18 protein-coding genes and 1 pseudogene are annotated in these 22,362 nt (G+C 55.2%); 3 read left to right on the top strand and 16 right to left on the bottom strand.

What is annotated here, in order from left to right; genetic code table 11:
• Positions 1-48: 48 nt before the first annotated feature.
• The 12 genes and pseudogenes from LBR61_07705 to LBR61_07650 form a co-directional block, all read right to left on the bottom strand.
• The gene (locus LBR61_07705; protein ID MDR1731964.1) at positions 49-2,289 is read right to left on the bottom strand and encodes a hypothetical protein; all 2,241 of its coding nucleotides are present in this window, start codon (positions 2,287-2,289) and stop codon (positions 49-51) included.
• Positions 2,290-2,321: 32 nt separating this feature from the next.
• Entirely contained in the window at positions 2,322-4,427 is a 2,106-nt protein-coding gene (locus LBR61_07700; protein MDR1731963.1) for a hypothetical protein, read from the bottom strand.
• A 79-nt stretch (positions 4,428-4,506) separates the two neighbouring features.
• Entirely contained in the window at positions 4,507-5,442 is a 936-nt protein-coding gene (locus LBR61_07695) for a glycosyltransferase family 2 protein (protein MDR1731962.1), read from the bottom strand.
• A 133-nt stretch (positions 5,443-5,575) separates the two neighbouring features.
• Positions 5,576-6,037, bottom strand: a complete 462-nt coding sequence (locus tag LBR61_07690; GenBank protein ID MDR1731961.1) for a prepilin-type N-terminal cleavage/methylation domain-containing protein — start codon at positions 6,035-6,037, stop codon at positions 5,576-5,578.
• Positions 6,038-6,256: 219 nt separating this feature from the next.
• Positions 6,257-6,715 carry a prepilin-type N-terminal cleavage/methylation domain-containing protein gene (locus LBR61_07685; protein MDR1731960.1) on the bottom strand — a complete coding sequence of 153 codons (459 nt, stop codon included), beginning with the start codon at positions 6,713-6,715 and terminating at the stop codon, positions 6,257-6,259.
• Positions 6,716-6,965: 250 nt separating this feature from the next.
• Positions 6,966-7,424 carry a prepilin-type N-terminal cleavage/methylation domain-containing protein gene (locus LBR61_07680; protein ID MDR1731959.1) on the bottom strand — a complete coding sequence of 153 codons (459 nt, stop codon included), beginning with the start codon at positions 7,422-7,424 and terminating at the stop codon, positions 6,966-6,968.
• 416 nt (positions 7,425-7,840) lie between these two features.
• Positions 7,841-9,076: a type II secretion system F family protein gene (locus LBR61_07675; protein MDR1731958.1), complete on the bottom strand. Its 1,236-nt coding sequence runs from the start codon at positions 9,074-9,076 to the stop codon at positions 7,841-7,843.
• A 30-nt stretch (positions 9,077-9,106) separates the two neighbouring features.
• Positions 9,107-10,204 carry a type IV pilus twitching motility protein PilT gene (locus tag LBR61_07670; protein ID MDR1731957.1) on the bottom strand — a complete coding sequence of 366 codons (1,098 nt, stop codon included), beginning with the start codon at positions 10,202-10,204 and terminating at the stop codon, positions 9,107-9,109.
• A gap of 23 nt (positions 10,205-10,227) precedes the next feature.
• Positions 10,228-11,892 carry a Flp pilus assembly complex ATPase component TadA gene (gene tadA / locus LBR61_07665; GenBank protein ID MDR1731956.1) on the bottom strand — a complete coding sequence of 555 codons (1,665 nt, stop codon included), beginning with the start codon at positions 11,890-11,892 and terminating at the stop codon, positions 10,228-10,230.
• A gap of 762 nt (positions 11,893-12,654) precedes the next feature.
• Positions 12,655-13,083: pseudogene (locus LBR61_07660) on the bottom strand (type II secretion system protein GspE).
• A 350-nt stretch (positions 13,084-13,433) separates the two neighbouring features.
• Positions 13,434-14,291 carry a nucleoside phosphorylase gene (locus tag LBR61_07655; protein MDR1731955.1) on the bottom strand — a complete coding sequence of 286 codons (858 nt, stop codon included), beginning with the start codon at positions 14,289-14,291 and terminating at the stop codon, positions 13,434-13,436.
• A 34-nt stretch (positions 14,292-14,325) separates the two neighbouring features.
• On the bottom strand, positions 14,326-15,489 hold the full coding sequence (locus LBR61_07650) for an alanine--glyoxylate aminotransferase family protein (GenBank protein ID MDR1731954.1): 1,164 nt from the start codon (positions 15,487-15,489) through the stop codon (positions 14,326-14,328).
• Between the two features lie 221 nt (positions 15,490-15,710).
• On the opposite strand from LBR61_07650, the gene LBR61_07645 reads away from it, so the two are divergent.
• Positions 15,711-16,493 carry a hypothetical protein gene (locus tag LBR61_07645; protein ID MDR1731953.1) on the top strand — a complete coding sequence of 261 codons (783 nt, stop codon included), beginning with the start codon at positions 15,711-15,713 and terminating at the stop codon, positions 16,491-16,493.
• Positions 16,494-16,655: 162 nt separating this feature from the next.
• The gene (gene hisS / locus LBR61_07640; GenBank protein ID MDR1731952.1) at positions 16,656-17,921 is read left to right on the top strand and encodes a histidine--tRNA ligase; all 1,266 of its coding nucleotides are present in this window, start codon (positions 16,656-16,658) and stop codon (positions 17,919-17,921) included.
• A gap of 352 nt (positions 17,922-18,273) precedes the next feature.
• Here hisS and LBR61_07635 read toward each other — a convergent pair whose 3' ends face one another.
• The 4 genes from LBR61_07635 to LBR61_07620 form a co-directional block, all read right to left on the bottom strand.
• On the bottom strand, positions 18,274-18,624 hold the full coding sequence (locus LBR61_07635) for an Hpt domain-containing protein (GenBank protein MDR1731951.1): 351 nt from the start codon (positions 18,622-18,624) through the stop codon (positions 18,274-18,276).
• Between the two features lie 119 nt (positions 18,625-18,743).
• Positions 18,744-19,448, bottom strand: coding sequence for a M48 family metallopeptidase (locus LBR61_07630; GenBank protein MDR1731950.1), 705 nt, complete (start codon positions 19,446-19,448; stop codon positions 18,744-18,746).
• A 2-nt stretch (positions 19,449-19,450) separates the two neighbouring features.
• The gene (locus LBR61_07625) at positions 19,451-20,344 is read right to left on the bottom strand and encodes an ROK family protein (GenBank protein MDR1731949.1); all 894 of its coding nucleotides are present in this window, start codon (positions 20,342-20,344) and stop codon (positions 19,451-19,453) included.
• Between the two features lie 43 nt (positions 20,345-20,387).
• Complete coding sequence (locus tag LBR61_07620) at positions 20,388-21,287, bottom strand: DMT family transporter (protein MDR1731948.1); 900 nt, start codon at positions 21,285-21,287, stop codon at positions 20,388-20,390.
• A gap of 399 nt (positions 21,288-21,686) precedes the next feature.
• Here LBR61_07620 and infC point away from each other — a divergent pair, with 399 nt between their 5' ends.
• Complete coding sequence (gene infC / locus LBR61_07615) at positions 21,687-22,340, top strand: translation initiation factor IF-3 (protein MDR1731947.1); 654 nt, start codon at positions 21,687-21,689, stop codon at positions 22,338-22,340.
• Positions 22,341-22,362 lie beyond the last annotated feature (22 nt).

The following is a 22,362-nucleotide window of genomic DNA, read 5'->3' as shown; positions in this document are numbered from 1 at the left end:
TCACAGATATACAACCAAACTCAGGGGGCGTCCCCCCGGAACCCATTCTTAATTATCTATCTGAAATATCGGGCGAAATTCCATTTTTTCGAACATCAGGCTGAATTCCTGCCAGGCTTTGGGAACATCAGGGTTCGTCAGCCGCAGCATCACCGTCAGCAAATGCATTTCATCCTCATAACTTTCCTCCAGAATTTTTCGAGGGAGAAGGACGGTTTTCTCCTCCGGTTCCGGACGGTCGAAAAGCCACTCCCCTATCCGCTGATTGTTGGCGTAAATCTCAATCGACTGTTTCGCGAAATCTCCTTTTTCATCCACCCGAGGGGAGGCGGTAAGCAGGAAATTTCTGTCCGTCTCCGGCCGTTCCTTCACCTGCACATAAAATTTGACCTTGTTGGAATAGTTCCAGCAGCCTTTGGGAACGGGGAAGGCGGAGATCGTCATCAGCGTGGGCTGTTCCGACGGGTCGTACAGCATAATGCCCTCCGCCATTTTCCGCCAGGGCTCGGCTTCCTTCTCCGCCAGCAGAACGGGAAAGTCCGGCAGAGGGGGAATGTCCTCTTCGAAGGCGATGTTGCTGCCGAACACCGGTCTGCCCAGGTGACGCTCCCGACGTTCCGTCCAGAAAGAGGCCCCGGGAAAAGTCGTCTGTTCCGGATTGGCAAATTTTTGTTTAATCCCAAATCGATCGAAAAATCCATCACACTGAAAAACGCTTTTATCCAAAAGGACATACTGCCCGCTGTAAGGGGCGAGAGCCCTGACGATCCGCCGGGTATTTTCCCAGGAATCGTCCGCATACACCCAGGTCGTTCCCGCAATGTTGGCCAGGGCGAGGATAATCGGCGCCACAAGAAGATAATCCTTCTCTCGGGGAAGGGACAGACAAAACACGAAAGGCGTCATCCAGAGAAAAGGGGCGTACCGCGCAAACCAGGCGTGAGGCTGTATAAAAAGCAGCAATCCCAGAGTGAAAAGCATCCACACCCAGCCCTTTCGCTCTCCGTTTTTCAGCGTCAGGGAAAAAATCCAGTAAATGAAGCTCAACAGGAACAGCAGAAAAAACAGGGGGCCCAAACCTCCGGCCACGGCAAGTCCGCCTCCCCGAAACAGTTTCCATTCAATCCATGGAGCCCCCAGGGGGTTTTTAAGTTCGGCGGGAGAGGCGAAAAGAGCGTTCAGGCGCGTGTCGGGATAAACCGTAACCACAGGGTAGGACGCGATGGAAAAGAGAAGCCTCGTGAAACGATTATGAGCGTCGGGAAAAACGGACCGCGCCAGTTCCTCCAAGGCCAGCGACACATTACTGTCGGCGGAAGCGTCCACTCCCATCAGTGGATAAAAAATATTCTTTCCCTGCAGAAGATTGGTGATATAAGGAGAAAACCCCAGCACGACCACCAGGCACAGAAGAGGAACTCCCAGCTTCAGGCTCAGCTTCGCGGCCCGCATAAAAGCCGTTTTCCCGCGGGCCTTCCAGTTCCCCGACGAGGCGCGCCAGGTCTCCAGAAGACGATGGAGAGCAATACAGAACAGGATGATGCCGCCATAGGCAAACCCCGACGTTTTGACGCAAAAGAGCATCGCCAGGCAAAGAACCCCGATGACATGCGAAAGTCGGGTCAGGGGCTTCTCTGAAAAATGAAGATACGCGTAAAAAAGCCCCATCGTGGACAGAGAGGCCAGCGCCCCGTCCACCAGATACCCCGTAAACTGAAGCGCGGCTATGGGGTTCAGAGCGGCCAGCAGCCAGAAAAAACGTCTCAGAAAAGACTCTCCGCGGGTGTGATGAAACACGAACAGAACCGTCGCAAAAAGCAGAATCAGGTGATAGGCCTTTCCCCACTGGATGTCTCCGAAAACCGCCGTGACCGATGCCGCAAAATACCAGGCCATTCTGGGAAAATACGTCGCCTGGTCGCTCCAGGTATCGTGAGGACGCCCAAAGCTCATATAGCCGTCGTACACGGGATTGAAGCCCGCGGCAATACGGCTGATCGCCGGCTGATGGTAGACCAGAGCGTCGTGAAAAAAGTCGAAAAAGATATAGGAAACAAGGTGGCTGACGACGACAATGGCGACAAAGCACAGGCATTCCCTCCAGCCGGTTTCCTTCCGTCGGAGGAGAATCAGCCCGCCCAGAATACAAAGAGATGTCCCGTAGGCCGCGGCGGGGGAAGCCGTCCTCAGCAGCAAAAAGACGGAAAGAAGAAACGACGGCAAAAAAACGTAAAGCAGAAGAAGCAGCGAAACATCGATAAAAGAAAATTTCACGTTTTTGCGGAACACTGAAAACCCCTCCTGAAATAACCGGCTCCGCGTCAGGACGCCGGTTTCTCCCGCCAGGGGAGAAGTTCCACCCTTTCCAGCTCCAGTCCGAAGGAAGCCGTTTCCCACTTCGGAAGGCTGAAGGGAACGGCGGGGATGCGCAGCATCAGCGTCAAAAGACGACCTTCCGCTTCAAAGGCTTCTTTCAATAACCGCGCGGGAACGATAAAAGTCCCCCCGGCTTCGTTCTCACAGCCCGCCTTCCAGGTTCCCACCCACCGGTCGCCGACGAACACCCCAACGCTCAGATCGGGCCTCGGGCCGTACAGATCGTACGGTTTTCCCCGCAGGGTCAGGCGCAGGTCGCCTTCCGGCCCGTCGTCGACCCGCAGGTAAAATTTGATTCTGTTGCCGGAAGACCTCCAGATTTTTCCGCCGGACTCGTCGACGGCCGACAGCCCTTCCGACATCCGCAGCCAGGGCAGGGCTTTCTCCTCGCTCAGCACCAGCGGGAAGTCCGGAAGAGGAGGTAAATCTTCAGAAAAAAAGAAATTGACTCCCATGGGAGAGGCGTCCTGCCCCAGGCGCCTCAGCCCTGGATATCGGAAAAAAAAGGCTTCTTCCGGGTTGACATATTTTTGTTTAAGATCAAATCGATTGAAAATGCCATCAAATTCGAATATCGTCCGGTCCAAAAACACAGTTTCTCCGCAGTGAGGCGCAAAATCCTCCGTCGTCATTCGCGTAGCCCGCCACTGTTCGGCGCAGAGAAAATAAAAAACTCCCCCCGAGTTCACCAGGGCGATCAGCAGCGGGACGATCAAAAAGCGCGATTTCTTTTGAGGAACCGCGTCCAGACACAGAAAGGGAAAAAGCCAGACAAAGGGGCTGTACCGCAGCACCCAGGCGTGAGGCTGAATGAACGTCATCATCAGCAAAGTGAGCCACAGCCAGAGGTTGCCCCTTCCCGACGAAAGAACCTGCGCCAGAACGGCCAGGCACAGCAGAAGCCCGAACAGGGGCCCCAGCCCTCCCGCGTACAGGTTGTAGGCGTTTCCGAAAATCCACCAGTCGGACAGGGGGGCGCTGAAGGGGTTTTTCAGCCGAGCCGGACGGGGATCCGGGTTTGGATGGGCAAAAATGGAAAAAAGAAATCGCGTGAATCGATTATGGGCCTCGGGATAGACGATATTGGTCATATCTTCAAGTCCGGCGGCCGTATCCATTTTTTCCAGGGAGCTCCCCTGAACCAGCGGATAAAAAATATGCCTTCCCTCGCGCAGATTGGTCAGGTACGGATTGAAGCCGATGACGGCGCTCAGCAGCAGCACCGTGCCTCCAAGGCGAAGTCCGGTCACAGTGGCGCTTTTAAACGCTTCGAAGAAACGCCGCCCCGCCGGAGGATTTTCGTTTTCCCGGTAAACCGCGTACAGACGATGCAGACAGATGAAAAACAGAATAACGCTTCCATAGGCAAATCCCGTCGTTTTCACGCAGAACAGAAAAGACAGCGCCATGACGCCCAGAGCGTATTCCAGCCTGGAAACGGATCTTTGAGTGAAAAAGGCGTTAGCAAACAAAAGTCCGATCAGCGAAAGCGAGGCCAAAGCTCCGTCGATGATCAGGGAAGTCCACTGGGTGAGGGCGATGGGATTCAGACAGGCCAGAATCCACAGGCATTTTTTCAGAAACCCGTCGTTTCGCGTCACATGGATCGCATAAAACAGGGCGGAAAACAGAAGAAGAATATGATAAGTCTTTCCCGGCTGGATGTCCCCCAGCGCCGCCAGCGCGCAGGCCGCAAAGTACATCGCGGCCTTCGGGTAAAAGGTGGAGGCATCGGACCACACGTCGGGGGAACGCCCGAAATCCATATATCCATCGTACGCCGGACTGAACCCTTCGGCTATCCGGCGGATCGCGGGCTGAAAATAAGCCAGAGCGTCATGAAAAAAATCAAAAAAACACCAGGAAACGCCATAGGAAAAGGCGATCAAAAGAAGGAAAACGGCAATTTCCTTCCATGAAATCTCACGGCGCAGATAAAAAAATATCCCCGGAAGAACCAGGTGGGAACATCCAAAGGCCAACGCCGGTGAACCCACCCGCAGCAATAAAAAAACGGAGAGAATAAAGGAGGGCAGAAAAACGTACGACATCAAAAAAAACGCCGCCCGCAGAAAAGAAAAAGATCGTTTTGCCGCCAGAGGAGCGATTTGCGCCTGAAACATGAGATTCCTATCTTTTATTTTTCCGGCAAACCCGTTCGAGTTCGTTCCGCTGACGCTCGTGCGCCACAAAGGTATCCAGGATCAGCGCGCAGTTCAGCGTAACCGCCGAAACCAAAACAAGCCCCGTCGCCAGCAGCGCCAGAGGAACGCGGGTGATGAAACGCGTCCGCATGAATTCCAGCAAAACCGGAACCCCGGAGGCGCACCCCGCCAGGAGAAACAAGAGGGACAGCGCTCCGAAAAACAGCAGAGGCCGATAATCCTTCAAAATGAAAAAAATGGTTTTCAACACCCGCATCCCGTCACGCAGGGTGTTCAGCTTGGAAAAACTCCCCTCCGGACGATTTCTGTAAGCGATGGGAATTTCCACAATAGAAAGTTTACGATCCAGAGCTCGAATCGTCATCTCCGTTTCCACCTCGAAGCCATCCGATAAAATGGGAACATTCTCCACAAAAGAGCGGCTGAAAACTCTGTACCCCGTCATAATATCACGCAAATCACTTTTAAAACAAAAGTTTACTAATTTTTTGACCAGTATATTTCCAAAACCGTGAAAGCGCCGGTCGTTCACCTGGCCGTACGCTCCGCCGGAGATGCGGTCCCCCACGGCCATATCCGAGTTTCCCGCCTCGACGGGCGCCAGAAGTTTATGAACGTCTTCGGCGGGGTAGGTGTCGTCTCCGTCCACCATGATATAAACGTCGGCGTCGATGGAGCGGAAAATTTCGCGAACCACGGCCCCCTTGCCCTGACGCGCCACAAAAAAAACCTCCGCCCCGGCCGCGGAGGCCAGTTCCGCGCTGTTATCGGTGGACCGGTTGTTCATGACGACAATTCTGCAATCGGCGGGCAATTCTTTTTTGAAGTCCGTCACCACCTTCGCGATGGTAAGCTCTTCGTTATAACAGGGAATGACCAGCACTCTCCTCAGGATACTCACCCTCTGTTCATCAACACGGATTTTTCGAACAGACCTATCTTATACCACCACTGTGAAAAAAACAGGCGCGTCCCCATAAAAAAAGCCCCCCGAAGGGGGCCGTATAACATTTTTCTCAGATTTTCGGGGCTTTTTACCGGGCGACCATCCACACGGTGTTGCTGGCGGTCGTGTAGCTGTCCGTCAGGTTCGTGCTCTTCAGCAGTCCTGTGGTCTGAGCTCTGCCCTGCAGCTTGGACTTGACTTCGCTGCTCTTGTTGGACAGGTTGTAGTACACCCACCATCTGCGGGTGGAATCCACCGAGAGGCCGTAAGGACTGCCCGAAATTGTGTACTTCGCCGGGTTGTCCACGTAGGGCGTCAGATAGGTGACCGTCAGGGTGTAGGTGGTGCTGTTCTCGAAAATATCCATGCTGTCCGCGTAGAGCATCAGGGACGCCGCCTTCATGTTGCGCAGGTCGCTGATAATCGTGGAGGCCTCGGCCGAAGCCGTCGCCGCGCCGCTGGAAAGAAGCATTGCCGCCGCAAGAATACCGATAATAACGATAACGATCAACAACTCAACCAGTGTAAAACCTTTACGCACTTTTACCATTACCAATTCCTCCTTTAAGGATATTGCTTTTTCGCTCCGGATCAACCAACTGCTCATTCGCTCTGGAGCTTTTGGCGAAAAGTATAAGGCTTATTTACTCTATATCAATAGGACTTTAGACCTAATTCTATATCATTCTTAGAATTTTTTTAAAAATTTACAACAACAAACAAAAAACCCCCCGAAGGGGGTCGCAAACTGCCCGCCCCGCCGCGTGCGCTACCGGGCCACCATCCACACGGTCCCGGCGGAGCTTATGTAGCTGTCCGTCAGGTTCGTGCTCTTCAGAAGCCCCGTGCTCTGGGCTCTGCCCTGCAGCTTGGACTTGACCTCGCTGCTTTTGTGGGTCAGGTCGTAGTATACCCACCATCTCTCATTCGTATCCACCGAGAGACCGTAAGGATTGCCCGTAATCATGTACTTCGCCGGGTTGTCCACGTAGGGCGTCAGGTAGGTGATCGTCAGGGTGTAGGTGGTGTTCTCAAAAACATCCATACTGTCCGCGTAGAGCATCAGGGACGCCGCCTTCATGCTGCGCAGGTCGCTGATAATCGTGGCAGCCTCGGCTGAAGCGGTGGCCGCGCCGCTGGAAAGAAGCATCGCCGACGCCAGAATACCGATAATGACGATAACAATCAACAACTCCACCAGAGTAAAGCCTTTTCGCACTTTAATCATCACTCATTCCTCCTTAAAATATCCGCTTTTTACTTCAGACAACCTTACAACCTTCGGGCAAGCCCTTCGCCCGCTCTCTCCGCTTCTCACAAGTATAGGGCACATCGACTCCATGACAATAGGGCCTGAGAATCTAAACTGATATTTTCATATTCTTTTAATCTCGTTTAATCCAGGGGAGAAATTTGCACAAAAAAAAGCCCCCCGAAGGGGGGCCGTAAAACATTTTTCTCAGATTTTCGGGGTTTTCTTACCGGGCGACCATCCACACGGTGTTGCTGGCGGTCGTGTAGCTGTCCGTCAGGTTCGTGCTCTTCAGCAGTCCTGTGGTCTGGGCTCTGCCCTGCAGCTTGGACTTGACTTCGCTGCTCTTGTTGGACAGGTTGTAGTACACCCACCATCTCTCATTCGAGTCCACCGAAAGGCCATAAGGGCTGCCCGCAATCGTGTACTTCGCCGGGTTGTCCACGTAGGGCGTCAGATAGTTGACCGTCAGGCTGTAGGTGGTGTTCTCAAAAACATCCATGCTGTCCGCGTAGAGCATCAGAGCCGCCGCCTTCATGCTGCGCAGGTCGCTGATGATCGTGGAGGCCTCCGCCGAAGCCGTCGCCGCGCCGCTGGAAAGAAGCATTGCCGCCGCCAGGATACCGATAATAACGATAACGATCAACAACTCAACCAACGTAAAACCTTTCCGCACTTTCACCATTACCAATTCCTCCCTTGTTATTTACTTTCAGAATTTGTTCCTGCCATCCAATTCGTTTCTACCATCCAAATTGGAACCTGTGCGGATAAGTATAAGGCACTTTTACCCTATATCAATAGGACTTAAGACCTAAATCGATATATTCTAACTTTTCTCTAAAATAAAATATTTATTTTTGTCCCGCTTTTTTTATTCTGCTGAATACCGGACCCCGGTCCTCACCGACAAAAAATTAAGCGAACGACCCCGACTCGTTTCTTCGTCGATCGTCCGCTTATGCTTTCCCCGTCATCTCCGTAAAGGGAAATGCACCATGGGTGAAAAACCTGTCCGGGTCACCCTGCCGCGACCCGTGCTTTCCTGAATTATCAATCCGATTATTAATCCGATTATCAACTCGCCAATTTTTAACCCATTTAACCCATCTGAGAGATTGCGGAGGTGATGGGGCCAAAGATCGCCATTGCGATGAGGGCGACGATGCCTCCCACGAAGACGATCATAAAGGGTTCCATCAGGGAGGTGATCGCCTTGACCTGCTCGTCCAGCTCCTGATCGTACCAGGTCGCCACCTTTTCCAGCATGTCGTCCAGGTGGCCGGTTTCTTCGCCGATACGCACCATCTGACACACAAGAACCGGGAAAATCTTCGCGCCCCGGGCCGCGTCTCCCAGGTTGGTTCCCCGTTTTGCAGCTTCCAGCAGATTGTCAAAACCTCTTTGCACTACGCTGTTTCCGGCGACCTCGCTGGCCATTTCCAGCCCCCGCAGAATCGGAACGCCAGCGGAAACCAGCGATGCCAGAGTCTGAGTGGAACGCGCCATGGTGGACTTGAACACCAGGCTCTTGATGATCGGCACCTTCAGCTTGACCACGTCCATCATGGGTTTTGTGGTTTTGCTCTTGCAGAGCCAGACGATCGCCGTTATCGTAAGAAGGGTAACCACTGCGATCATCCTCCAGTTTTCTTCGCAGAAATCTCCCATGGCGAACATGAACTGCGTCAGCATGGGAAGCTCGATGTTCATGCCGTCAAAGACCTGCTTGAATTTGGGAAGGATGAACGCGATGAAAACAATGACGACACAAATCGCGAAACAGATGATAAAGCTGGGATAGAACATGGCCGAACGAATCTTGCTTCGGAGAGCCTGCTGTTTTTCCAACAGGTTGGCGACGCGGTCGAGAGCGTTCTCCAGAATACCACCCTCTTCCCCCGCCTGGACCAGCGCGGTCATCATGGAGTTGAAAACCGGTTGCTGCTTCATGATCTGGCTCATGGGAAGACCCTGATCGATGCCGTTCTTCACGGCGTTGACCGCATCCCGGAAAATCAGGTTCTTTTCCTGTTCCGTCACGATGTCCAACGCCATCGTCAGGCTCAGCCCCGCCTGAATCATGGTCGCCAGCTGACGGAAGAACACCATTTTCGTCTTGGCCGGCACCGTTCCGATGCGCTGCATCTTGTCGAAAATGGTCATCGTGCGCTTGTTGGCGATCATGGCCGCGCCCGTTCGAGTGGCCTGATTCACCGACAGCGGCAGCATTCCCTTTTGCCTCAAAGACTCCAGAGCTATTCCCTGGTTGTCCGCCTCCAGCAACCCTTCGACAATTTTGCCGTCCGCGGCCCGTGCCTTATATCGAAAATTCATAGTACTCTCCCTTCAATGTACTATTTAAATTTAACGCATCCCCTGCTGCTCCAGAAGAATGCGCTGCAGATCTTTCGGATCGTACGCATAGGTCAGCGCGGCATCCAGCGACAAAATTTTGCTTTTCACAAACACCGCCAGGCTCTGCTCCATGGTGTGCATTCCCACGTTCACGCCCGTCTGAATCAACGTCTTGATCTGGTTGGTTTTGCCCTCCCGAATGCAGTTTCGCACCGCCGGATTGGCGATCAAAAGCTCCGTCACGCAGATACGTCCCCCGCCGCCGCCTTCCTTTCCCTTGGGTATCAGCTGCTGAGAACAAATCCCCACCAGAACGGACGAGAGCTGTATGCGAATCTGCGTCTGATGATGAGGCGGAAAAACGTCGATGATACGGTCGATGGACTGAGCCGCGTCCTGAGTGTGCAGGGTTCCGAAAACCAAATGCCCCGTTTCCGATGCCGTAATGGCCGCGCTGATCGTGTCCAAATCCCGCAGCTCTCCGATCAGCAGAACGTCCGGATCCTGCCTCAAAGCCCGCCTCAGGCCCTCCGAAAAGCTCTCCGTGTCCGTGCCGATTTCCCGCTGATGCACCAGACATTTGTCCGATCTGTAAACGTACTCAATGGGATCTTCTATGGTAATGATATGGTCATAACGGGTCTTGTTGATTTCGTTCAAAATGGCCGCCAGGGTGGTGCTTTTCCCGTGGCCGGTGGGTCCGGTGACCAGAAAAAGTCCCCGTCTCCGCTTGCTGATGTCCTTCAAAACGGGAGGGAGGCTCAGGTCGTCGATGGAACGAATCTGCAGAGGAATAAGACGGAAGGCCGCCGCCATGTTCCGGGACTCGTAATAACAGTTTCCTCTGAACCGGGCTTCCAGATTGTCCGTTTTATACGTGAAACTGAAGTCCAGCTCATGGGACTCCTTGTACTTTTCCATCTGTTCGCTGGTCAGTATCGTTTTCAGAGCCTGTTCCACGTCGAAACCCGTCAGGGGGCCGCACTCGTCTATATACTGCAGCCCGCCGTCGACTCGCATCGCCGGAGGCACTCCCACGCCGATATGCAGGTCGCTGGCGTTTCTTTTTATTACATCGCCCAGTAAGACTTTCAAATCTGCCGGCAAAACAGACCCCTCCCCTGAAAAATTTAAAGGGTGGACGCAAAGACTTCTTCTATACTGGTCAGGCCCACCATAGCGGCATTGATTCCCGACTGCCGAAGCGTCTTCATCCCACGTTTTATAGCTTCCGTTCGAAGCTGAATATTACTGACGCCCTCCAGAATCATCTTCCTGAGATCGTCGTCCACCATCATAATCTCGTAAATGCCCTTCCGTCCCTTGTAACCCTGCCGGCATTCGTTGCAGCCCCGGGCCTTCCAGGCGTGAGAACCGTGGGGGACGCGAAGCGCGTCGCACAGGTTGGGATCCATCTCGTATTCTTCCTTACAGAAGGGGCACAGTTTTTTCACCAGCCGCTGGGCAATCACTCCGGAAAGAGACGCGGACACGAGGAAGGGCGCAACTCCCATATCCACCATACGGGTGGCCGCACTGGGGGCGTCGTTGGTGTGCAGCGTGGAAAGGACGAAGTGTCCCGTCAGAGCCGCCCGGATGGCGATGGAGGCCGTCTTCTGGTCGCGAATTTCTCCCACCATGACCTTGTCGGGATCCTGCCGCAAAATGGAGCGCAGGGCGGACTCAAACGAAAGGCCCGCCTTTTCGTTGACGTGAACCTGATTGATTCCCGCCACCGTGTATTCGACGGGATCCTCGACCGTGACGATATTGACGTCCGGCTGATTGATTTTTTCCAGCATGGAATAAAGCGTCGTGGATTTTCCGCTTCCCGTGGGTCCCGTAACCAGCAGAATTCCCCAGGGCGTCCCGCAGAAGACGTCGATCTTTTCCAGATCGTCGTTCTCCAGTCCCAGCTTCTCCAGACCCACCGAGGCGTTCTCCTGGTCCAGGATACGCAGCACGATTTTTTCACCGTGCAGGGTGGGCAGAGAGCTGACGCGGAGGTCCACCCGCCTGCCGCTGACCTTGATCAGAATACGCCCGTCCTGAGGTTTCCGCCTTTCGGCGATGTCCATCCCCGCCATAATCTTCATACGGGCCGACACGGCCGCGTGCAGGCCCACGGGGTAGTCGAAGGAGGTGTACAGAGCGCCGTCCACGCGATAGCGAATGCGGGCGCTCTTTTCGTAGGGCTCCACGTGAATGTCCGACGCCCCTTCGCGAACGGCCTGATCCAGAACGTTGCTGACGAGCTGAATGACCGGCGCGTCGTCCGCCTTGGCCTCGATGATGCCGCTCTCCTCCATGGGAAGCTCCGTATCGCCGTAAATTTCCACGATGGCGTTTTCCAGGTTCCCCTGAAGGTTGTAGAGCCGGTCCAGATTGGCCTGAATTTCGGAGGCCGTGGTGATGCCGATCTTGAGGTCCCGCCCCGTAAGCATACGCACTTCGTCCTGGGCAAGGAGGTCCAGAGGGTTGGCCATGGCCACCAGCAGCAGATCCCCTTCCACTATGGAAAGAGGAATGAGCTGCAGACGCTCCGAAACATGACGCGGCACCGATTTGATGGCCTCCGGCATGGGCCGGTAGCGGGTCAGAGTAAACATGGGCAGCTTCAGCTGAGTGGAAAGCGACTCCGCCAGCCGGATTTCCGTGATGATCCCCTCGGAAACGAGAATTTCTCCCAGACGTTTACCCGTCAGTTTCTGCTTTTTCAGGGCCTCCATAAGCTGAGGCTCCGTAATAACTCCCGCCTGCACCAGAATATCGCCCAGTTTGGGCTGAGATTTCATCATGCTGAGGAAGGGCTTCGACGGCGCGTCCGAAACCGCCACATCTCTCGTGGCGCCGCCCGCAGGCACCGGAGCCGCCGGAGCCGCCGCGGGCACGATCCCTCTTTCCGTGCTGACCACTCCGGTCTGCACCGGAGGCGGAACGATGGAAGGCGCTGTCGCCACCGCCGTATGCCCCATGCCGAAGGTCTGAGGCGCTACCGCCGCCGCCGGAGAGGCTCCCATGGGAGCGGCTCCTCCGTGGGGCATGGTGAAGGGAACCGTCTGAGGAGGAGGAGGCGTCATGGCAGCGGGCTGAGGCTGAATTTGGGGCTGAGGCTGAAGATGGAGGGGCTCCTGCCGTATCGGGGCCTGAGGTTTTTCCACCGTCGGCTCGGACAGAGGCGCGTTATTGTTTTTCAGGCCTCCCAGTCCCAGAGAATCAAGAGAGGGCAGGGGAGAAAATCCTCCTCCACCCGCGGCCGGAGCCGTCTGATTTCCCATGTAGGGAAGAAAATCTTCCGGTGTAAAAACCGCCTCGGGTTCGGGAGCGGAGTGAACCGGAGCCGCCGCTGCGGCAACCGGCGGAACGGGCGGCGCGGGAGGAGTCACAGCCGTTTTTGGCGCCGCCGGAGGCGTTGAAGCCGCCGCCATCCCAGGCGCCGGGGTTCCGGAGGGCTGGACAGGAGCATGAGCTGCCGGAGCGGCAGGCGGCGCCACCGGTGAAGAATGCGCCTCCGCCGGCTTGTTATCCGCCGGAACGGTTCCGGGACCGCCGCCGCCAATGGCCGCCAGAGCGGCGTAAATATTCTGCTCCGTAGCCAGAGCCAGCTTGATATTAAGGGTTGTGGACATCCGCAGCTCGTCCTGCGCCGGAAGGTTCAGGGGGTCAGAAATCGCCACCACCAGAGTGGTTCCGTCGTTCTGCAACTCCAGAGGGAATATCCCCAGGCGCTCCATCAACCCTCTGGGAAGTGAATTGATCGCCGATATGTTCGTGAGATAGTTTTTCACATCCACGACAGGCATCATAAATTGAAGAGCCAGCGCTTCTATCACCTGCTGCTGAGTCAGGATTCCCTTTTCTACAAAGATTTCTCCCAGCCGGTTATTGGAACTTACCTGGGCTTTCAGGGCTTCATTCAACTGAGCCTTCGTAATACTGCCTGCCTCCAGAAGAATTTCGCCTATTCTTTTTTTCGCCGCACTCATCCCATAAGCCTCCCACCAGGCTTTTACCTGCAATCATCTGCCTCAGACGCTCATACTCATTCACCTTGTCACTTGTCAGTGCGCTCGACAGTGATGATACTACTTTTATAATTATGATCCTCAAAAAATTTTATATAATATAACGGAAGCAAGGCAACAACGCAAGAGATCGCTTATCCCAATTTGCATTATAACAGCCCTTGCGCTAAAACTACACAAATTTGAGAAAAATTTTATCATTTTCACAGTGCATATCTTTTTTTTTATTTTTAATAATTTTATCATTCAATGCTAAAAACAGGCGGATTCTCTCTTCTGAACTCCGCTTCCAAACCCCGGGGCTCGTTTCGTCACGGGCGAAGAAGCCCGGGAAACCAGTACCGCTTGTTTGCCGCTGCCTTTTTCGCGTCCCACTCCGCCAGAATTTTTACGGCCTCGTTGGCGGCCAGTACGCTTCGATCTATCCCTTCATATTTAAACTTGTTCTGCAGCCGGTGGGCGACCACGGCAAAGACCGCTCCCGCCCTGAAGCCGTAAAGACCCGCAAGAGTAAAAATTGTGGCGGCCTCCATCTCGAAGTCCAGGACCCCCGCGCGATTCAGATCCTCTACTTTGTTCTCGAAGGAGGACTGGACGTAACCCCCGAAGCCCGGCCGGGCCTGTCCGCAATAAAAAGAGGCCGTGGTGCAGCTCACTCCCACATGATAAGGCAGGTTCAACCGTTCGCAGGCCTCCACCAGAGCCGTCGTCACCTCGTAATGAGCCAGCGCGGGATAGGAAACGTCCACGTACTGAGGGCTGGTTCCATCCTGACGCATGGCGCCGGAGCACAGGATGAGGTCGCCGCACTCCACGGCCTCGCTGATGGCGCCGCAGGACCCCACGCGAAGGAAGGTATCCGCTCCGAGAGCCGCCAGTTCCTCCAGCGCGATGGACGCGGAACCTCCCCCCATCCCCGTGGAGCAGCAGGTAATCGGCACTCCCTCCAGTTTTCCCGTCCAGGTGCAGTGTTCTCTGTTGCTGGCGACAAAACGGGATTCCGTCCACTGTTCAGCGATGAGGCTCACTCGACCGGGATCTCCCGGAAGCAGCACGTACCGGCTGACGTCGCCGTCCCCGCAGCGAATATGATACTGGAGATTTCCCTCCATGACCGGACGCTCCGCGTCTTTGGACTCCCAGTGCTCCTTCGGCCTCGTATCGCTCAAGTGTCCTCTCTCCTTCCTTCGCTCGCTCCGGCGCTTACGCCCGCTCCCGGATAAGCCCTTCCTGCAGAACCGCCAGTCCCTTCCCGGGGGCGATTGCACAGCCGCAGCCGATGCAGGCCCGCTCGACGGCCGCTACCGTGCCCACCAGCGTGTGTTTGTCGATGTTTCCCATATGCCCCAGACGAAGCCCCTTGCCCGCAAAAATTCCCAGGCATCCGGCGGACTGCACGCCTTCCTCCGCCAGACGCGCCCGGAAGGCCCCGTCCTCCAGTCCCGCTCCCTCGGGATAAAGAAAGATCGTCAAGGTCGAAGCTCTGCAGGACTTTTTCGCCGCGGGTCTGAAACCCAGCGCCTCCATGGCCGAAACAAAGATCGCCGCCTGTCGGGTGTGGCGGGCGTAACGCTCCTCCAGCCCCTCTTCCCGAAGGATACGAACGGCTTCCTGCAGGGCCCAAATCATGTTGACCGGAGGCGTCCCCCAATATTTGGACGGGTCGTGCATAATGGGAATCCATTTTTCGAAATCCACATAAGATTCGGGAATTGTACCCAGGGCCTTCCGTTTGGCCACAGCCCGGGCGCCGGCCCACAGCAGAGCAAGCCCCGGAGCGACCCCGAAGGCCTTCTGGCTGCAGGTCAGCAGAAGATCGATGCCCCAGTCCATCCAGGACTCCGCTCCTCCCGTGGCGGCCACTCCGTCCACGATCAGCAAAGTCTCCGGATGTTTGGACTTTATCATGTCGCAGACGGCCTTCAGGTCGATCATGGCTCCGGTGGAGGTGTCCACGTGAGTGACGGTGACCGCCGTGTATTTCTTTTTGGAGAGGGCGGCGTCGATCTCCTCCGGCGTGGAGACAGAACCCCACTCCGCCTTCAGGACGTCGGTTTTCAGCTCCCTCCGGGAACACATGTCCACGAAACGATCCCCGAAATATCCGTGAGTGCAGACCAGCACGTCGTCTCCCCGCTTCGTCACGTTCGCGATCGCCATTTCCATGGCCAGAGTTCCACTGCCCGCCACCACGAACATTTCCCCGTCGCACCGCCACATCGACTTCAAATCCGCCACTACGCCTCTGAAGTCGGCCACAAAATCGGCGTCGCCGAATGCCACGGTTTCACGCGCCATTTGATTCTGAATGGAACGAACAACGGGGGTGGGGCCTGGTATCATCAGAAGCCTGGGTGTTTGAATCATGAAAAATCCTCCTCTTTTAAGTTCGATATTCCGGCAGAGCCAGAGTATTTTGTTTATTTTTTGAGTATAACACTCTTTTCTCCCCAATTATTTCTGCCAGTTACATCTGTCTATGCTGAATGTTCGAAGAGTTCTGCCCTATAATGAGCAGGATTTCCAAAAAACAAACTTAACCTGAACAGAAATGGAGCGGAGATAAAGTGCAAAAGGAAATAGAAAAAATGGAAGAAGGAACGAAAAACGGTCTGAAGGCGAAAATGCGGCGGGGAGAAAAAATTCTGGGAACCTTTTTTGAACTGGGAGGGGCCGCGACGGTGGAGTGTCTTGGACTTGCCGGGTTTCACTTCTTCATTATCGACACGGAACACGGTCCCTTCGACGTGGAAAGCGCCCTCGATTTCGTCCGCGCCGCCGAGCTGCGAAAGATTGCCCCTCTGGTTCGGGTGAAGGACGCCACGCGTTCTTCCATTTTAAAAATGCTGGACATTGGAGCGCAGGGGCTCATCATTCCCTGCATCCGCACCGTGGATGAAGTGCAGCGGCTGGTGGAGTACGGCAAATACTACCCTCTGGGCCGGAGGGGCTTCGCCACCACCCGCGTCGCCAGCTTCGGATTCGAGCCGGGACTGAAAAATATCGAGGACTGGTTTGACCGGACCAACGCGGAAACTCTGATCATCCCTCAGTGCGAAACCGCCGAATGTCTGGAGAATATCGAAGAAATCGCCGCGATAGAGGGTGTGGACGGCATCTTCGTCGGGCCTTACGATCTTTCCGTCGCGCTGGGAAAACCCACGCAGTTCGACAACCCCGCCTATATCGCCGCCCTGAGCCGCATCCTGAAGGCCTGCAAAGATGCCGGAAAATTTTCTTTTATCTATTCGGGAGATGAGGCCGAAACGAAGCGACATTTTGCGGACGGGTTCGACGCCGTCGCCTTCGGTATGGACGCGATGTTTCTCGTGAACGCCTGCCGGGCTCTGATCGGTCGCATAAAACCCTGACCCTTCACGGGTTTTGTCCAAAATCTCGCCGGTAATTATTGGCACGGTAGTTATTGGTATGAAAATTATTGATGAAAATTATTGATGATTGACGCTCTTCATTTGCGTGTTAGGATAGTTTAGAGTTATCTGGTTATCTATATTTAAAAGGAGACGGATCGAATGGATATCAAAGCGCCGAGAGGAGTGCGGGACATTCTTCCCGACGAGTCGTGGAAGTGGGCTTACGTGGTGAACGTAACGGCCAGGACGATGGCCGATTTTGGATACGCTGAAATCCATCTTCCCATTTTCGAGCAGACGGAGCTGTTTTCCCGAGGCGTCGGCGAAACGACGGACATCGTGGAAAAAGAGATGTACACCTTCCTCGACCGGGGCGACCGGAGCATCACCCTGCGCCCTGAAGCCACGGCGGGCATGGTGCGGGCGGCTGTGGAACATAATCTCTGCGGACAGGGGAACTCCGCGAAACTTTGGTGTCAGGGTCCCATGTTCCGCTACGAACGCCCCCAGAAGGGCCGTTACCGTCAGTTCTATCAAATAGATGCGGAGTGCCTGGGGCTGCCCGGTCCCGTGGCCGACGTGGAAATCATCGCTCTTTCAGCGGAAATTTTTCGACGGCTGGGGCTCAGAAACCTGGAAGTCGTCCTGAACTCCGTCGGATGCCCCAACTGCCGCCCGCGCTACCGCCAGGCGCTGGTGGACTATTTCACGTCGAAAAAAGAGGGGCTTTGCGAAACCTGCCTCGGACGTCTGGACCGCAACCCCCTTCGTGTCCTCGACTGCAAAATTCCGGACTGCGGAGCCATCGCCGACGGAGCTCCCGCCGTCTATGACTATCTTTGCGAAGAATGCGCCTCCCATTTCGAGGAGGTCAAAGCCGGCCTGACGCGCCTGAGCTTCACCTACAAACTCGATAAACGTCTGGTGCGGGGGCTGGACTACTACACCAAAACCGCCTACGAAATTCTGTCGGGAGATCTGGGCTCCCAGAACGCCGTGTGCGGCGGCGGTCGTTACGACAACCTGGCGGAGTCCGTCGGAGGACCTCACCTGAACGGCGTGGGCTTCGCGGCGGGGATTGACCGTATCGTCATGGTAATGGAGCAGCAGAGCGCGACCTTCGGGGAAAAACCCCGGACGGAAGTTCAGGTCATCGCCCAGGACGAATCGGCTCTGGGGGCAGTCCAGATTCTGACCCACAGGCTGCGGATGGAGGGAATCGCCGCCGACCAGGACGGAGGAGACGCCACCCGATGGAACCGCAGCTTCAAAGCCCAGATGAAAAGCGCGGGGAGCTCCGGCGTTCAGTGGGTCTGTATCATCGGTCCGGAGGAACTCGCCGGCGAAACGGTGGTTCTGAAGAACATGGGTACCGGTGAGCAGGTCGTCATTCCCTGGACGGAGGTCCCGGCGCGCCTGCGCTGAAATACGCGTTCCGAACAATAAATTATGAAAGAAGAAGAAAGAAGAAGAGAGCGCGGGAGGGGACTCGCTAACTCTCTTCTTCTTATTCGGGGGGGTATTGAAACACCTTAACAAAAGGAACTCTCAAACAAAACGGTGAATTGTCATTTGTCCTTTGTTTGTTTCTAAAAACATTCTACAATACATTTCAACTATGTCAAGGGGTTTAGAAAGAAAAACTGTTTGTTTTAACAAACATATAAACTTAAAAAACAACCATTAGAGGATACTCTGTCTTTCCTTTCACCTCTGAGAGATACGGCGCGTCTTTTTCAGTGCACGACCATACAGTCCGCCCTGCGGGATCGTCAGATCAGGCAAGCCCCTGCATCACGATGTTGACGGCCTTGACCGTTTCTTCGTAGGCGCCGGAAAAAGTCGCGAGAGACTCCTCCACGCCGGAGTTTGCCTTCAGACAGGCTTCCAGGGCCTGACTCAGCTCGAAAATCGCCGTCAGAGAGAGGTTGCCCGCCACTCCCTTGATGGCATGAGCCGACTTTGCCGCAGCCTCGTAGTCGGCCGCCGCAATTTCCTTTTTCATCTGCTCGAAATGAGTGTCTCCCAGAAAAGTCGTCAGCAGCATTTTAAAAAGTTTCGTGTTGTTTCGTATCCGTCCCAGCGCTTTTTCCTTATCTATATATCGTTTCAGTTCTTCGTCGTTCATTTTGGACCTCCCGACAATAATTTACGATTCTTCGATATTTTCGTGTCCCGAAGGGCAGATGTCAAGTCCAACCCAAAGCCTCGCCAGCCTGAAGCCTCACCTCCGTCGCGCCTGCCGGGTCACAGGACCCAGCCGGGCACCAGCGACCAGGCCTGTTTCAGCTCTATGGCGTGGCGCTTCGCCTCGGGATCGAGCGCCTCAAGCAGCTTATGAAAAGCTTTCGAATGATTCATTTCTTTCAGATGACACAGCTCGTGCAGCAGGACGTGACGCACAAGGCTCGGGGGCAGAAAGAGCAGCCGGCTGTTCAGGCTGATGTTGCCCCTGGAAGAACAGCTTCCCCACTGGCTTTTTTGTTCCCGCACGGTGACGCCGGCGACTTTGAAAGAATGGGATTTTGCCGCGTCGCGCAGGAGCGGAGGCAGGTGAAACCGGCCCTTCAGAAGCAGCCAGCGCTTCAGGGCGGACAGCGCCTCGCTTTCTCTGAAATCCGACGTCAGAGTGATCGTCCTTTCTTTCGCCACGAGACGATCTACTGTCAGGGGAGCCACCGTCACCCGCCATGTCTCATTCAGGGCGGACAGGCGGATCGTTTCGGGCAGCCCGCTGGTGGCCTCCCGCTGCTGAATCCGCGCCTTCACCCTTTCCAGAGTTTTCTCAATCCAGGCCCGTCTGGACTCCAGAATCGACGGCAGGTCCCGCTCCACGCAAAATCCTTTGGGGATCACCACCGTCAGCCCCTCCGCGGAAACCACCAGCCGGACATAGCGCGCGCGGGAACTCCGTTTGAGGGTGTAAGGACAAAAGAACTCCGGGACGATCAAAGTTATTTCTCCCTTCGCTCCAGGGCCACCTTCGCCGCGCCCAACACAGGGGCGTCCGTTCCCAGAAGAGAGAGCCGCACAACCGCCACCCGCCGGAAAGCCTCCCCCAAATACCGCGAAAGACGCGCTTTCAGCAGGTCTATAAATCCCTCTCCCCTGGAGAGCCCTCCTGCCACGATAAAGAGTTCCGGGTCGAAAATATGAATCAGAGACGCCACACCTCTGGCGACGGTGGAAAGAGCGAAATCCCACAGAGGAGCCACAGAAGGCTCCGTCCTGCGCAGCCAGAGCGCCCTGAGATCGGGGGGAGAGCCCAGTCCCGCCTCCAGGGCTTTTCGTTCGAGCGCATCCGCGCCGCAAAGGGCCTCGAAGTGTCCCAGCCCCCCGCAGCCCGGGCCGCAGAGTTCATCCTGCCCCAGAACGATGTGTCCCGGTTCTCCCGCCATTCCGTGGGCCCCCGTCAGAAGCCGTCCCCCCGACACAATCCCGCCGCCTATTCCCGTTCCCAAAGTGAGAACGATAAAATCCTCCATGCCCCGGGCCAGCCCCGCAAACCCCTCTCCTATCGCGAAGGCGTTGGCGTCGTTTTCCACGGCCACGAATCCGCCTGTGCGCTCTTCCAGCATACGACGAATCGGCAGTCCGTTCCACCCCGCGAAGTTCGGCATCATCAGCACCCTCTCCCGGGAGGCGTCAAGACTGCCCGGAATGCAGACTCCCGTGGGAACATCTCCGCCGCCGCCCACCCGGCGCACCATGTCGGCCACCTGAGCGAGCACGGACTCCGGCGTCCGGGAAGATTCCGTTTTTTCCTCGATTCGGTTCCGGATAACATTCCCCTCCAGGAGGCCGACCATCACCTTATGACCTCCAAGGTCCACGCCTGTCGCTCTCATAGTCCCCATCCCTCGCCTTTTTTCCAGGAAAGAGCCAACGGCTCTAAGCAGGGTTTTTTCTGCCCCACGCGAATATTCCAAGCCCGATCAAAATTACAGCCCCGCCGACAATTGTCGCCCTGTCGGGAACTTCTCCGATTGACGCGTATCCCAGCAGCGCGGTCAGAATCGGAGTTATGTACATATAGTTGCTGACATTGGCCGCTTTTGTCGTAAGCGAGAACGCCTTTGCCCAGGTCAAATAAGCAACCGCGCTTGACAGCACTCCCAACGCCAGTACGGTAATCCACAGCACAGGCGGCGCTGTCGCTATAGTTTCCAGGCTTTGAGGAATAAACACCAGCAGCATGAGAGTCCCCGCAAAAATGCTGAACGCCGTAACCTGAATCGCGCTGTAAGTCTTTGTTAACCGTCTGTTCAGCACGTTGTACAAACTCAAACAAATCGCGGCGCAAAAAAGCCACGCCAAACCGATATTGACGGAGAATCCGCCGCTTATGACAGTCAGAAGCACCACTCCGACAAATGATACTGCGATTCCAATCCATTGCAGGGCTCGCAGGTGTTCGCGGTAAATAACGCCTGACATCACAGCGGTGATTATCGGTACGGTCGCGATGACTGTGCTGCCTGTCGCCGCGCCGACCGACTCGTTTCCCTTGTTAAACGCGGACACATAAACAAAGAATCCGGATGCTCCGGCAAGCAAAAACCACCAGACGTCTTTGGGCGAAAACATCCTGATTCGCAGCAGGCAGACGACAATCAGCAGTGTAATCGAGGCGACGGCGTACCGCAATAAGCCGAGCGGAAGCGCCGTTGTATAACGCATCGCGATTCGCGTCAGCACGTACGCAAGGGACCAAAACACGATCGTTATCGAAGCATAGAAATGGTAACTGCCAAATACTCCGGACCTGTTTTTCAATATAACCTTCAACATAATAATACCTTCAACATAATAATAAAAACTCTCCCGTTCGGAAACGAACTTTTGTACCGTGACCTATACACTACCACAATTTACCAACACTCCACCAATATACAACAATATACGGGCTCTTGCGCCCCTGGGGCAAATGTGCTATAGTTGCCTCCGTTTTAGATTCGGTTTTGCGCAAAGCAGAGGACAGCCCCTCTCACCTGAGCGACGCCTGTAACAGCGGCCGGCGAAAGTCAGCCAAAAGCGGAGCAGTTGCCGGGTAAAAATCGAGCGTTGCGGATACATTCGAAAGAGATATGTATACGATCGAGGGGCCTCAGAAGGTCCCTTTTTTTGTGCGGAAAGACCGGGTCGCGATTTTGGGCTCAGGTCCGCAAAAAATTCAGGAGGTGAAGCGCTATAGTCCCAAGAACAGAAGAAGACGAACACAGGATCAACAACGAGATTACCTCGCCGCAGGTGCTGCTGGTCGACGAAAACGGCGTCAGAGTTGGACAGGTGGCGACGGCCGAGGCGGTAAAAATGGCGGAAAGCCGTATGCTGGATCTCGTCGAAGTGGCCCCGCTGGCAAAGCCTCCGGTGTGCCGTATCATGGATTATGGCAAATACCGGTATCAGCTTCAGAAAAAAGAGAAAGACGCGCGAAAGAAACAAAAGGTGCAAACCCTGAAGGAAATCAAGATGCGCCCGAAAATCGACGAGCATGATTATGACTTCAAGGTGCGCGCCATAAAAAATTTCCTCGAAGACGGGCACAGGGTCAAAGTTTCCGTCTTTTTCCGGGGGCGCGAAATGTCTTTCCTCTCCAAGGGAGAAGAGGTGCTCAACCGGGTTATCGCGGAGTGCGACGGCGTGGGGAAAAATGAAGGCGCTCCCAAAATGGAAGGGCGTTACATGAGGATTATGATGACTCCCTCTGCCTCGGCCAGGCCAAAGAAGGCCCCTGAGGCGGCGCTTCCCGCGGAGTCCAAAAAAACGAAACCGCAAAAGGAAAAAGAGCCCGTTCCGATCGCAGCCGAGATGTCGGAAGCGGCTCCGGCGGAACAGGTCTAGAACAGGCGACCGAGAGGAGAGA

The organism is Synergistaceae bacterium, assembly GCA_031272035.1.
Classification (GTDB): domain Bacteria; phylum Synergistota; class Synergistia; order Synergistales; family Aminobacteriaceae; genus JAISSA01.
This window is presented reverse-complemented; position numbering and strand designations above follow the sequence as displayed.